A 14260-nucleotide genomic window follows, 5' to 3' on the forward strand; every position below is an offset into this window, starting at 1 on the left:
TTTGTCCCCTTGTCCCCTTGTCCCCTTGTCCCCTTGTCTCCCCGCTTCTCTGCCTCTTCACAAAGGACGTAACTGCAACCGCCGTTCGCCATAACGTAATAGCCTTTCTATAGTTACGAGCCGATTTTCCCAAACTTTGACTTGATAGGAATTCGACTTAATTTCTTGGCTCATCAATACCCGAAATTGTGACTGGAACCGAGTTAGAGAGGCTCTCGCCACGAGTAACTTACTAGCAGAAGGAGAAGCGGCAAGCTGATTTAAAGCACTGCGTAAAACTTCTGCCTGGTTGTTAAAATCTGAAATTTTTTGAGATGGTCTTGGTCGTTGGTCATTTTGGAAAACAAATTTCCATTCCCGTTGTAGCGCGGTGTAACGGATGGCGGCAGTTTGAAAAGGCTGACTCAGAGGAATCGGTTCACTTGTTGTAGATTGAATTCTACCTTGGGTGTTACTAAAGAGTTTTTGGAGATCGTTGTTAAAATTCTCTGCGGCAAATAGTGCATAACCACTAACTGGCAAGTCTCTTACCAACTGGAGTTGATCGAATGCCCCGATGGTTGGCAAAGAAAGCAAGCGAATTCCCGGCACCAACAAGGTAGCCCCTAATTGTTTAGAGGCAATCCAGGGTTGGGCCAGTCGTTGAAATCGAGAAGTATCAAGAGCATAAGTCATGGGAACAATTAAATCTACATCCCCCCGTTTTGCCCAAGTTTCCCAATTTTGTTGAATTTTCTGAATCCGTTCTAGTTCTGGCAAAGGAAATACTGCAACCGACAAAATCAAATTCGGTTGCTTTTGTCGCAACTGCTGTGATACTTGGGCGACAAAGCTATCAACTTGCTCGGTGCGAAATTTTGTCCATTTTTGCCACAAATCTGCTTGGCTAGGAGAAATATTCACTGGATCTACACCAGTAAGTTTCTGAAATTGCGCTCTTGCAGCTTTCCCATAGCCATAAGTTCGGCCTGCTGATGGATCTTGGAAAGGGTAGCGAATGTAGTCTAGCTGTAAACCATCCACCTTATATTTAGTGACAATTTCCTCATACAGCTTGAGCAAGTATTGCCGCACTTCGGGGTTGGCTGGGTCGAAGAATGGCTTAGTCTGCCCAACGGGAATCATGTTGCCTAGATTATCGTAGTTTGCCCAATCGGGATGAGCCGCCAGTACTGGCCCTGGATAATTAGGATTAAGGTTGAGAATTTCATTATGACGTTGGTTGCCAGCAGCAAAAGTCCACACCCAAGCGTGTAATTCCATGTCTCGCTCATGGGCTAGTTTCACCGCTTCTTCCAGTGGGTTCCACCCACGAATTAATGGGTTTTGCTCTTTTGCGACTTGGCTCGGATAAATTGTATAGCCAGCGTTAACAGTTTCAAAAAAGACGGTATTAATCCCGGCTTGGGCGAGGCGATCAAAAATCTGTGCCAGTCCCGCCTTACTACCAGCGCGAACAATTGTTCCCCGATCTAACCAAACTGCGCGAATTTCTGGTTGAGCTAGTTTCCGATCGACAGGAAACTGCTGCCACAAAGTTGTTTTAGCGATCAGCCACTGTTGACGAGCCAAAGCGTAGTTTTTTTGAGCAATCAATTGGGGTAAATTTTTAGCAATTAGCCTTGCTTGTGCTAACACTTGGTCTTTACTTATGGCTAACGCCCCCAGTTTGGTTGAGGCTAATTGTGTTGGCTGTTCTTTGACAGACTGGGGGGTGTTCAAATTCCTAGAAAACTGTTTTCCCTCACCCTCAGATATTGTTTCGCCAACATTAGCCGCATCAGCTAACACCGCTAAATGAGCGCTTTCCACGCGACCAATCAGATTTTCTAGTTCTTGCTGGAGAGCGATCGCTTGGTTGTTATCAATCGGCTCATTGGAGTTGGGTGCAACATCCAAACGCACTGCTTGTTCTAATTGGTCAATAGCCTCCTGAGAACTTGGGGGTTTGACCATAGGCAAAGGTCTAGGTATAGGAGCAGTGGCAGTTTTAGGAGGAGTCAATGAGGGAGATAAGGGAGATGAACTACCCCCCTGCCCTCCTGCTCCCCTGCCCCTCTGCTCCCCTGCCCCTCTGCTCCCCTGCACTGAGGGCGCAGCTGCAACAGTTGTAGAGCAGCTTTGGGAACCTCCTGGTATTTTTTTGGTGCGATTTGATGGCGCTAGTGCTGTTAAATAGTGATTGATAGTAGTTTTTAACCAGGCATTATCCAACTCGGCTGCGGAGGCTGTATCTGTTCCCCAGCGCCAGCCCAAAAAGGTGGAACGCTCAGTTGTCACGACTGCGGCCGGACTATCTTTGGAATTCCAAACAACAGGAGATTCAGTGCCCATATCATTAGGAATCACAACGCCGCCGCGCACTTTACCAAATAGTCCAGTTTGATTTGCCCATTCTGGAATCCTGGTTTTTGCAGCTTGAATCTGTTCTGTGTCACTAAGGCTGAATCCCCAATAACCTCCCAAGAGCGATCGCAATAATTGCCGTACTCCTGGCGATGATAAACTACCTACAGGCCCACTAGCAATCAAACGCCCTCCCTTACTCATCCAGTCTTCTAGAGCGATCGCTTGAGTTGGTGTTAATGTCTCGACGTTTGGCAAAAATAATACGCGGCGATCGCCCCAATCTGCCCCACTCTTGACATCATTTAGGGAAATTACACAATATTTCACTCCTGTTGTCTGTAAGCGATCGCTTATCCCTCTCCATTGATTTACATTTTCTTGCCCATACACTACGCTTAATACGGGTTCTTCTGTCGCTGCCGTTGCTGGCAAAATACTCAAAAAACTTAAAACTACAATTTCACAACTTAAAATAAATAATCTTTTAGCTTCTTTAACTTTTAAACTTATATCTTTTTGGTTTTCCTGATAATTCACCAGTGACTCCTCACTTCATTATTAATTAATTTAGTTATTAGTCTTAATTCATTAGTACAGAATATAGGACTTGAGCTTTATCCTAGTAAGTCTACTGAGATTCTCACTTGGCTTAAGTAAGCTAATTTTTTACTTTGCAAAAATTAAATATAATTCCTATAAGCTTTTCGTAGAAGTACTTAGTGAATGACTTTCATCAATCTAGCCTATCAAAAGCAGTAAAAAATGCCAAGATGGATACTCAAATTGCCCAGGCGATTCTATAGAAATTGTTAGCTATTACATTGTGAATTTCATTCCATTGGTGACTAGCTTTTTAGAAAATTTTGTGTTTACCAATTCCAATAGGCTTTTGAGCAATAGCAGAGATTTTTCATTTAAACCTAAAATAAAAAATGCCACTCTTATTCTGATTATCTATTTTTCAGGATTTTTGTGAGTTAAAAAAGTAATACTAGTGCATTTTAAAGCCCTCACTCTAAATCTCTCTCCCAAGCTTGGGAGAGGGACTTTGAAATTGGCTCGGCTCCCTTTTTGCCAAAATTGTGAGAACGGGTTGGCGGATGAAGACAGATTTTGTATTTGTGCAATAAGTCTAATTATTACTCTTGACGATCGCCAGAGTTAAACTAACAATAATTTTTCACGAATTTTTCCAGAAATTTTTAGATAAAATAAGATAATAATTTCAACAGTCGCAATTGCAATCACCAAAATTTATTAAATGTAAAGCTTATCAATTTTGTATTTAACATTAAAATCTTTGGATACAAAAAAATTGCTTTGAGTTGAAAAGCTTAAAATTATACTGATTCAAAAAACGTTTATAACAGATAACCACACCCCCAAAGCATTTTCTTGACAAAAATAGGTATCGGGGGTGAAATTTTGCTATGTACTTCATCCACCTGGAAACTACTATAAAACTAAAGGACTAACAAAAACAGCTTAAAGAATACAAGTATTGATTAAATCTTCAACTCCTCCTACTGGTAAAATTTTTGTCTCAAGTTTGCAGGCTAATTCTTCAATACTCATATCATCTAAAAATACCAATTCACCATGTTTGAGCATTACATTTGGTAGTAAAATTCCGTCTCCCAAATCTTGTCCTTGTAAGTTCAACAGCAAATCATGACCCGTTAGTAATCCCGTGACAGTGATACTCTGTCCCCAATAATCACTACATAAAGCACGCATATTTACTTTTAATCCTTCAACAGAATTTAACCGTTTCAAGATAGGTTCAAAGGCATTTTCTACTGCGTTGCCTACTACCCAAGTTAATTTTCTCTGAGGATAAACTTTTAGCGGTAGTAATTCTGTTGCCGCGGCTGCAAATTGCTTGATAAACAACTGAATTGAACCAACACCATTATCAATTTGGGGATACTCTTCATATTCAGATTCGCTCGGTAATTCTTCACCTGCAATCAAAAACCACTCATCAGCTAACCAAGCGACGTTAGAGGAAAACTTTTGACGAAATTGTTGCGAGAGTATTCGCACTTGAGAAATCACTTCTTTCGCTTTTTCTTTGGTTACGGGTGTAAGTTCGTCTTCTGGAGGCCGAAACCTTGTCAATCCGACTGGCACAACTGCCACCGATGCCACCGTAGGCACTTCACCAGTATGAAAGGATGCTAAGTCTTTTAAGGTTTGCTCTAGATGTTCGCCATCATTTATACCAGGACAAACAACTACTTGAGCATGAACTTGTAGCCGTCTTTTTTGAAACCACTTGAGTTGTTGCAAGATTTGTCCTGCACGGGGATTTTTCAAGAGTCTAATTCTAACTTCCGGCTCCGTGGCATGAACAGAAACATACAACGGAGATAAGCGCATTTGTTCAATCCGCTGCCATTCTCTTTCTGGTAAATTGGTCAGGGTAAGATAAGAGCCGTACAAAAAGCTTAAGCGGTAATCGTCGTCTTTAAAGTACAAGCTGGTGCGCTTACCTGGTGGTTGTTGGTCGATAAAGCAAAAAGGACAACGGTTATTACACTGAATTAAGCCATCAAATAGGGCAGTTTCAAATTCTAGTCCCAAGTCTTGGTCGTAATCTTTTTCGATTTCCAAGCTATGAGTTTTACCAGTAGCGTCTAAAACTTCTAATTCTAAAATTTCATCAGCACACAAAAACTGATAATCAATTAAATCGCGGGGATGTGTACCATTGATTGCAACGATCGCATCCCCAACTTCAAAACCAATCTCTGCGGCTATTGAGTCTGGAAGAACTTTGGTAATTCGAGCAGGATGAATGGTAGTCATGGGGAATGGGGCATTGGGCATAGGGCATTGGGCATTATAGCGTTTCTTAGTTGAGTTTAATACAGACTTAACCTCAGCCTCTTCCCTAGTCGCGTTGGGGAGTAAAATTTAAAGCCTCTCTCCTTTTAGGAGAGAGGAATGGAAGTGAGGTTAGATTGTATTACATACAACCGAGCGATCGCTCTAGTCATTTGCTTTGGACAAAGGACAAATGACAAATGACTAATGACTAATGACTAATGAATATTATCCTTTCCAACCAGCTGCGATCGCTAGTAAGATTGCACTACCGAATGCTAATCTATACCATACGAATATCAAAGTGTTTTTGGTTGCTAAGTATTTGATCAAAAATGCAATTGATAGGTAGGAAAAAATAAACGTTGAAATAATTCCTAAAATTAACAGTGCAACAATGTTATCTGGCAACTGGTGAGCTTGAAACAACTTGAATATTTTCAAGCTTTTGTACAGCGTCGCAATTGTAAGAGTTGGAAACCCTAACAAAAATGAGAATTTTGCTGCTGTAGCACGTTCTAATCCTAAAAATAAGGCAGTTGTCAACGTCGAACCAGAACGAGAAACGCCCGGAATCAAGGCAAGTGTTTGTCCCAATCCAACCAAAATACCATCCTGAATCTGCAATGACTCAAAACCGCGCTTACGAGTGCCAATTTTTTCTGCTAGAGCTAGTAAAAGTGCCATAATAATTGACATGATGCCAATAATTAATGCACTCTCAGGTAAAATATCTTTCAAAAGGAAGCCGAAAATTAAAGCCGGCAGTGTTCCGACGACAATACCGACAAGAATCTTCCATTCTTCGCGTTGCCAGTCTTTGGCTTTTAGTGCTTCGATTCCACCTTTGACAATACTAGAAATCAGCGACCAAAAATACCCCACAATTGCGATAACGCTGCCGAATTGAATCGCATCAACAAAATCTTTAGAACCTAGTTCTTTCCAACCAAATACCTTGGTAAAAATTATAAGATGTGCAGTACTACTGATTGGTAAAAACTCTGTAATACCTTGAACAATACCTAAAATAAAAGCTTGAATAAACTCCATATACAATTAATACCTTTTTCGTGTGATAGAGATCGTGATGAACATTGTTTGGCTGAGTTTAGCTGATGATGTTGCTTTATATACTCTCTATTGCACCCAATCTTGTAGAAAACTCAATTTGACCGATCGAAAACATCATCGAAGACGCTGACTATGTTCTTACACCCGCCTCAATAAGTCAACGCAATTTGAAAAATTCATCAAATTTTAATATTTAGCAGACTCATAGCAGCTGACTTTTCACCTCTGTGTAATCCCTTATTTATAAGGAACTACAAAGGAGTTCTGTATCAGTGGAACTTTAATGGATTCGTCTGGCGCAGAATGTTTTGTTTGGTTTGCACCAGCGCTTGTGGAAATTTTAGTATAATTACAATGCCCCAGGGGGGGATTTGAAAATGTGATATCTTAAGTAAAATAAAGTTTAGTAACAAATATTAAAAACTTTGATTAATAATACACTGTCTTCCTACAGCGTTTCTACCCCTTCTATTGATACTGAGTTGGATTTAGCTGATACTGCGCAAAACGGTATCAGACAATTGGAATCTACACTTTCCCTTTCTTCCTCTTTACCCTTATCTCCTTCTACCCGACAAACTTGGTTAGTGTTTGCAGCAGCGGTGTTTTTGGTAACAGTGCCAGTATTTATAGAAGCGCCAATAGTGCGATCGCTACCAAGTCTGAGTTTAGCGCTGACAGGATTTTGGGTATGGCTCAGTTTTGTATTAATGTCACGTCCTGCAACTTACGTCTGGGGCGATTTGCTCTTGGGGTTTAGCTGGAGTTGGTTAGCAGGAGCGATTTACTGGGGTTGGTTACGTTGGGAACCTTTATGGCATCTGCCTGTGGAATTTATCGGTTTACCGTTTGCTTGCTGGTGTCTGGCAAAGAATTGGGGCAAGGTAGGTAACTGGTTTTATTTAGGTTCTTTACTCGGTACAGTTTTAACAGATATATATTTTTATATAGTAGATTTGATGCCCTATTGGCGGCAAATTATGAGAGTAGATGCAGATGTAGTACCGCAAATCTTACAAAATGCTCTCATACAAGTACAAGCACCTTGGGGACAAACTTGGGCGATAATTCTCGCCGTAGTGCTATTAACAGTAGGAATTTCAGCTTTAGGTCGAAATCAAAGACACTGGTATGCCTTTGGTGGCGCAGTTTTAAGCACAATTTTGGTAGACAGCCTATTTTTGTTAGCTGCGATCGCAGCGTGAAGAAGGTAGGAGACACTATATAGGAATCCATTTTGATTCGGAGAAATTATTTGCGTAGGGAGGGAACAGGGAACAGGGAAGAAGGAATAAAAGTGTACTGAGTTTTTTTCAAAAATCAAATACGAGTCCTATTATATGTTGATGTTGCAATGAGCGTGTGGGCTTCTCTTACTGAAACTTTTCCCAGCCCAATCTACGGCACATCAAAAATGATGCTGTAGATGATTAATTAGTTAAGAAATATTACATAAAAATCGATCGGCATCAAGTCTTTTTTGGCAAGGTTTTCGATCTTAGAAATCGTGCAGTTTTGTGTCTGCTTGAAAGGTAGAATCAGCCACCCCGAAAAGATTTCGTCAAGCAGAGAATGCTGCTGGAATCGTCGATGTAACGCTATTGCAGCCATACAGGCACTCTTTCCACGATGAAAATTTTTGGCAAAAGTATAGTCAAACCCAGTAACGGTAAATATTGTGGATATTAATACGCTGTATATTAGTTTCTGATGACTGCTGTGTTGACTAAGCTATCAGCTTTTGTCCTTTGTCCTTTGTCCTTCGTCCTTTGTCAGTTGTCAGTTGTCCTTTGTCCCTTGTCAGTTGTCCTTTACAAATGACCAATGACCAATGACCAATGACCAATGACCAATGACTAATGACTAATGACTAATAACTGTTGTTAGCTTAAAACTTTTATTGCTGTTTGATGGAAAGAGGTAGAAAAATCGTGAAAGGATTGGCGCGTTTATTAACAGTGTTTAGCTTGTTACTTAGTTGCTGGGGATGGTTGGGAACAACTCAGATAGCCCAAGCTGCTAGTTTCAACAGTTTTGCTTTTCCCCAAGTCCCAGTTCTGGCAATTGAGCGGCAGAATCGGGCAGACGCTAAACTAAGAACGGAATTTGGTAAAAAAATTGATTTGAATAATACCAACGTCCGAGCTTTTCAACAGTTTCCAGGGCTTTATCCTACCTTGGCTAAGAAAATCATCACCAATGCTCCCTACCAAAAGGTAGAGGATGTATTGGATCTTCCAGGATTGAGCGATCGCCAAAAACAAACCCTGCAAGCCAACCTCGATAAATTCACCGTGACAGACCTAGAGCCTGCCTTCAATGAAGGAGACGATCGCTTTAACAACGGTATCTACAGATAACTGAATTGCAGTTAATGTAGCAAATAGCAGCCCACTCCTGATTCTAGGGAGTGGGAGATGATATGAGTTAGGAGTTAGGAGTTTTGAGTTAAAAATTCAAAACTCCTAACTCCTAACTTCTAACTCCTCACTTCCCCCTACACATTACCTTGTCTCAGATAGATATTCCCAGCCAATTTGATGTCTTAGTAGTCGGCGCTGGTGCCGCTGGACTATACACAGCGCTATGTCTGCCAGAATCCTTGCGAGTCGGTTTGATTACCAAAGAAACCGTTGCTTTATCCGCTAGTGATTGGGCACAAGGTGGCATTGCCGCAGCGATCGCGCCAGAAGATTCTCCCACGCTGCACATTGAAGATACGATCCAGGCGGGTGCAGGTTTATGCGATCGCACCGCTGTTGAATTTCTCGCCGAACATGCCCCTAGCTGCATTCAATCCCTAGTTAACTTGGGGGTAGCTTTTGACCGTCATGGTCAAGCCTTAGCTTTAACTTTGGAAGCCGCCCATTCTCGCCGCCGTGTTCTCCACGCTGCTGACACTACAGGCAGAGAAGTTACTACTACCCTCACCGCTCAAGTATTACGTCGCCAAAATATTCAAGTCATTCAGCAAGCTTTGGCTTTGAGTTTGTGGATTGAACCCGAAACTGGTTGCTGTCAGGGAATTAGCCTGTTTTATCAAGGTAAAATCACCTGGATAAGAGCTGGTGCTGTGGTACTAGCAACCGGTGGCGGCGGTCAGGTATTTGCCCAAACCACTAACCCGGCAGTGAGTACCGGTGATGGGGTAGCGATCGCAGCTCGTGCTGGGGCTATCCTCCGCGATTTAGAATTTGTCCAATTTCACCCGACTGCTCTCACTAAACCTGGTGCCGATCGCTTCTTGATCAGCGAAGCTGTACGCGGTGAAGGGGCACATCTCATCGATAATGAAGGGCGGCGTTTTGCTTTTGACTATCACCCTGCGGGTGAACTTGCGCCTAGAGATGTGGTCAGTAGAGCAATTTTCAGCCATTTACAACGTACTGCCCTTGATTTGGCTACTGCTCATGTGTGGTTAGATATGCGCCCCATCCCCGCTGACAAAATTCGTCAGCGCTTTCCCAATATCATCAAAGTTTGTCAGCATTGGGGAGTTGATGTCTTCCACGAACCAATTCCTGTAGCGCCAGCTGCCCATTACTGGATGGGTGGAATTGTTGCGGATCTGATGAATCGCACAAATATCTCTGGTTTGTATGCAGTGGGTGAAACCGCTAGTACTGGAGTACATGGAGCAAATCGCCTTGCCAGTAATTCCCTGTTAGAATGTATTGTGTTTGGGGCCCAGATGGCTGATATTAAGTTAGAAAATATTGGGCTATCCTCAGAAATACCAGTGCTGCCGTTACGGAAATTTAATGCCGATCCTAGTGAGTGGCACATCCAACAAGCACAGCTAGAAGCACTCAGGGAGAAGTTACCGCGTCTAGTGTGGGAAAGTGCTGGTATTTGTCGGGAGCAATCAAGGCTGGAAAGTGCGATCGCGACTATTGAATCTTGGCAGCAAGATTTTGCCGCCTTGCCTTTAACTCAATTCTTGCTTGCTTTACGTCCAGCAGAACCCGCTAGTTTTGACCTACCAGATGTTGAACGGCAATTGGGACTTTGGGCAGAAACCCGCAATTTAATAGATGTAGCTGATTTAATTCTCAAAAGTGCTGCTTTTAGAACCGAAAGCCGAGGCGGACACTTCCGTTTAGATTATCCTCAACCAGACTCAAATTGGCAAGTTCACACACTTATACAAACAAATCATTGGTGGAAATCTCCACTATTGTCTTGAATAAACTACCTTAAATAGCCTGATGGTTTTCGCAACCCTAAGTACAACATCTTGGAATCAGCTGTTAAGTACAAAGATGTGGTGTCCAAGACGGTAGTTAATTCATCGCGTTGCTCACCAGAATCTAAAATTCAAAATTGCCATCAGCGAGTGCCGCTACCATTATGACTGTCGGGACCACCATAATTTGGTGGAATGTATATGTCTTGTAAATTTTGAGAATTGACCTTGCGGGCGATTAAGGTATTACTGCTAGTAGGGCCAAAAGAATTAGCACTTGCAGTACTGAATATACCTGTGCAATCGGCAATTTTTGGGATCAGTAAATAAGCACCTATGCAGAATATCATAAACTTTGTGATTCGGAAGTTACTCTTCATATATTTCAGTAAATTTACTAATTTTTTTATTTCAAAACGTATTTTTTAGTTACTACCGTATATTTACTGTACTTTTTCAAAAAAGTATTTTAACTTTATGAAATTATTGCTGGTACTGTACAAATCATTGTGGTATTCCCTTGTCGATTAACCTTAATTTGCCGATATTAAATAGTTTTCATACTTAAGTGGTATTTCAAATAGGCGATTTTTACATCAGTCTCAAGTTAGATATGTCAATGATTTACTGCCAGCTTTTTGAGTACTTCATTATTTATTAATAATATCTTAATACTTTTAAGTATAAACACTATGTTGCATAAATCATGAGTTCAAAAAAACATGAAATAATACTTATCCAATTGTATAGTTTATAGATTTAATGAGTAAAGATATGTAAAGATAAAACAACATATCTATAGTAATAAAAGGATTTTAAAATTTTGTCTTGCATAATAAGCGAATAAGTACAAGTATAAAAATATTTGTAAATTAAATTACATTAAATTTATTTTGAAAATTATTTTTGTTCGCTAATTATTTTTTGACTTAAATTATGAGGTTTAGCGCTCAAGCCAAAAAGCCTTGGCAGGTCTAGATTTGACGAAAAATTTACCTCGCAAGATAGATGTTATATTTTTTCGAGACAGTGCCTTAGACCTGTCTCTGGTCTAAATTCTTAATTTGAATGTAAAAATTGTAACTTTAGTGAAAAAAGCTGGAGGCTTGACTCTTAATTAATTAAGCAAACTCGTAGCGATTTTTACCAAGGCGCTTGGCACGGTACATTGCTGTATCAGCTTGTTTCATCAAAGTTTCACTGTCTTGACTGTTGTATGGATAAACACTAATGCCAATACTGGCAGAGACTCGGATTGTATAGCCATCCAAAACAATTGGCTTGGTAATACTGCTTAAAATTTTTTCAGCGACTTTAGCAGCTATTTGGACATTAGGTATTGCCCGTAAAATCACAGTAAATTCATCGCCACCCAAACGAGAAACTGTATCACTAGCGCGTAAAGAGTTGCTGAGTCTTCCAGCAATAGTCATTAGCAAGCGATCGCCCGTCTCGTGTCCTAAAGTATCATTGACTTGCTTAAAGCCATCTAGATCGATAAACAGCAGTCCCAACAACAAGTTATTGTGTTGTGCCCAATGTAAGGACTCGTAAAGTTGTTCGGCAAAAAATTCGCGATTAGATAAACCAGTGAGGGGGTCGTGATATGCTAAATAACGTAAGTGGTCTTCTTTGAGTTTTAATTCATTGTTAGAGCGGGATAGTTCAGCAGCAGTACGCTTCAGCTGTTCTTCCATCAGCTTGCGCTGAGTAATATCTCGGATGACACCAACTAAAAAGAAATTGCCGGCTGAGTCTTTGTGGAGCGATCGCTTAGTGGCAATTAGATGAGTCTGGCCATCGGCATTTGTAAATTCTTCTTCATGTTCTTGGGGTTGCTGAGTCCGAAAAACAAGATCGTCTTGTTGTCGAAATACATCAGCTTCATGTTTTGGGAAAAAGTCATAGTCTGACTTTTCAATCAAAAACTTATTTGGATAACCGATAAATCGACAATACGCCTCATTTAAAACAATCCACTGATGTTGTTCATTTTTCACAAAAATTGGATCGGGGATCGTGTTGATAACGTGATGCAAAAATTCCTTGGAACGTTTCCACTCTCCCTGCATGTGAGCAATATGACTAGTCATCCAAATAGCTGAAGTGCCAAAGCAAACCAATGAGGGAATGAGTGGTATCCACCAACCATATAAGAAGAAAGCAAGGTATGCACTCAGGGTCAATACAAAGCAACAAATTAGGATACAGAAGAGACTCCTAGTTGCGTGTCGTATCTGCCATATCGTCACGGCTCCCAGATAAGACCAAACAAAAATCCACAAGTATTCCACCAAGTCAGGCCAGACTTTCAGTAATGGTCTTCCATCAACAGCAGCAGAGATTAACTGACTAATAAAATAAGCCTGCAATTGAATACCAGGTAGAGGCTCAGGCTTTGCTATACCCATTACACTGCTGGAGTAAGGAATAAATACAGAATCTTGGAGACTGGGCGCAGTTGAACCAACAAGTATAATCCGATCTTTGATTAAGTTTGCTTTGACTTTATCTGCCAGTACATCTCTCATCGATACTTGGCGAAAACTACAAAATTCTCCAGACGAACTTTGACATTTAGGTTTGGGAAAATTGCTCAAAATTTGATAGCCTTTATCATCAGCTCCCACATAAGCACCATCATTAGCCTCAAAACGAGTAAATGCTGCCTTACCCAATTGCAAATACTCAGGGTTGCTTTTTGCTTTGGTGGGAGTAATTCCCTTTGACTTTAAATACAATAAAGCCAACTTCAGGGCAAAACTTTCGTGTACTTCATTTTTAACGTGCCAATACAACAAACTGCGACGCACTTTACCATCAAGATCGTACAGCACGTTATTAAAGCCCACTTGATTTTGATTCAGTCCCACTGGAGGCGGAACACTAAAGTTTTTGTTTTTTGACAGTAGTTCAATACCAATTAAGTTGGGCATTGACTGATAAACATTACGCAATTCTTGATTACCAGGCTCTACTGGCAAATTTCTGTAGATATCTAAGCCAATCGCACGGGGTTTGTGGACATTTAATTTTTGCAACAACTGGACAATCTTCGCATCTGAAATCGGCCACGAACCTACTTCGTTTATATAGGTTTCATCAATTACTACGATCGTAATCCGGTCTTCTGGTGGTTCATTTGGACGTAAGCGAAAAAATTGATCCAAAGCCGCTAACTCCAAAGATTGCAATAATCCAAAGGAGTGCAAAAGCAGGACGCAGACTGCAACGCTGGCCGCAGTAATCAATTCTCTGTGTCCTCGACTAAGCGATTGTTTCAGTCCAAAGGTTAACTTCACAAAACGCTTGCCTAGCTGCTGATTCATTGCCATTACCTAGTAGGCAGAAATATTCTCTATTTCCTATAGCTATTAACTATCGGACTAACATAGCTCAAGTAAGAGCTAAATAGAGTTTCTAAAAATTTTTTTAACTCAGCAAGGTTCTTTAAGACATCGTGATATTTGTGATGTATTACCATATATTGAGGCTAATTGTCTGACTAAAAGGCAACTGTGATTGTGGCTCTCAGCACAGATTAATCAATATTGTTGGAAGTGAATTCAGTAAATTTAACTCTCAAAGCCTTCTCTAGTAGAGCCTACTTAATTAAACTCACATTTGCGATCGATTAGGTATTTTACTGAGAATTACGTTAACTTCTAACAGAAACAGCTCTCGGTTCGAGCCTGACATGATTACATCCCAAGGTGGCTCTCAAGTGTTATAAAAAGAAATTAAAATATACAATTTTTAAAGTAAATGTACTTAGCTAATTTCCTTGAGCTTAAGTATTTGCAGATCAAAGCCGAAATAAAA

8 protein-coding genes are annotated in these 14260 nt (G+C 40.7%); 3 read left to right on the forward strand and 5 right to left on the reverse strand.

Going from position 1 to position 14260, the window contains the following annotated elements; all coding sequences use genetic code 11:
• Positions 1 to 57: 57 nt before the first annotated feature.
• The 3 genes from RMZ95_RS23075 to RMZ95_RS23085 all read right to left on the reverse strand — a co-directional run bounded on the left by RMZ95_RS23075 (position 58) and on the right by RMZ95_RS23085 (position 6231).
• A complete protein-coding gene (locus RMZ95_RS23075) occupies positions 58 to 2889 on the reverse strand; it encodes a family 10 glycosylhydrolase (protein WP_322685150.1) in 2832 nt (943 codons plus the stop codon).
• A 945-nt stretch (positions 2890 to 3834) separates the two neighbouring features.
• Positions 3835 to 5160 carry a TIGR03279 family radical SAM protein gene (locus tag RMZ95_RS23080; RefSeq protein WP_322685151.1) on the reverse strand — a complete coding sequence of 442 codons (1326 nt, stop codon included), beginning with the start codon at positions 5158 to 5160 and terminating at the stop codon, positions 3835 to 3837.
• A 246-nt stretch (positions 5161 to 5406) separates the two neighbouring features.
• A complete protein-coding gene (locus RMZ95_RS23085) occupies positions 5407 to 6231 on the reverse strand; it encodes an undecaprenyl-diphosphate phosphatase (protein WP_322685139.1) in 825 nt (274 codons plus the stop codon).
• A gap of 446 nt (positions 6232 to 6677) precedes the next feature.
• Here RMZ95_RS23085 and RMZ95_RS23090 point away from each other — a divergent pair, with 446 nt between their 5' ends.
• From RMZ95_RS23090 to nadB, 3 genes are all read left to right on the forward strand, one after another.
• Positions 6678 to 7457 carry a DUF3120 domain-containing protein gene (locus tag RMZ95_RS23090; protein WP_322685140.1) on the forward strand — a complete coding sequence of 260 codons (780 nt, stop codon included), beginning with the start codon at positions 6678 to 6680 and terminating at the stop codon, positions 7455 to 7457.
• Between the two features lie 726 nt (positions 7458 to 8183).
• Complete coding sequence (gene psbU, locus RMZ95_RS23095) at positions 8184 to 8612, forward strand: photosystem II complex extrinsic protein PsbU (RefSeq protein ID WP_322669903.1); 429 nt, start codon at positions 8184 to 8186, stop codon at positions 8610 to 8612.
• Between the two features lie 149 nt (positions 8613 to 8761).
• Positions 8762 to 10438 (forward strand): L-aspartate oxidase, encoded by a 1677-nt coding sequence (gene nadB, locus RMZ95_RS23100; RefSeq protein WP_322685141.1) that lies wholly within the window; start codon positions 8762 to 8764, stop codon positions 10436 to 10438.
• A 143-nt stretch (positions 10439 to 10581) separates the two neighbouring features.
• Here nadB and RMZ95_RS23105 read toward each other — a convergent pair whose 3' ends face one another.
• The gene (locus RMZ95_RS23105; protein ID WP_322685142.1) at positions 10582 to 10788 is read right to left on the reverse strand and encodes a hypothetical protein; all 207 of its coding nucleotides are present in this window, start codon (positions 10786 to 10788) and stop codon (positions 10582 to 10584) included.
• A 771-nt stretch (positions 10789 to 11559) separates the two neighbouring features.
• Positions 11560 to 13767 carry a CHASE2 domain-containing protein gene (locus RMZ95_RS23110; protein ID WP_322669901.1) on the reverse strand — a complete coding sequence of 736 codons (2208 nt, stop codon included), beginning with the start codon at positions 13765 to 13767 and terminating at the stop codon, positions 11560 to 11562.
• Positions 13768 to 14260: the final 493 nt, after the last annotated feature.

It is taken from the genome of Nostoc sp. DedQUE07, assembly GCF_034530975.2.
GTDB lineage: Bacteria > Cyanobacteriota > Cyanobacteriia > Cyanobacteriales > Nostocaceae > Nostoc.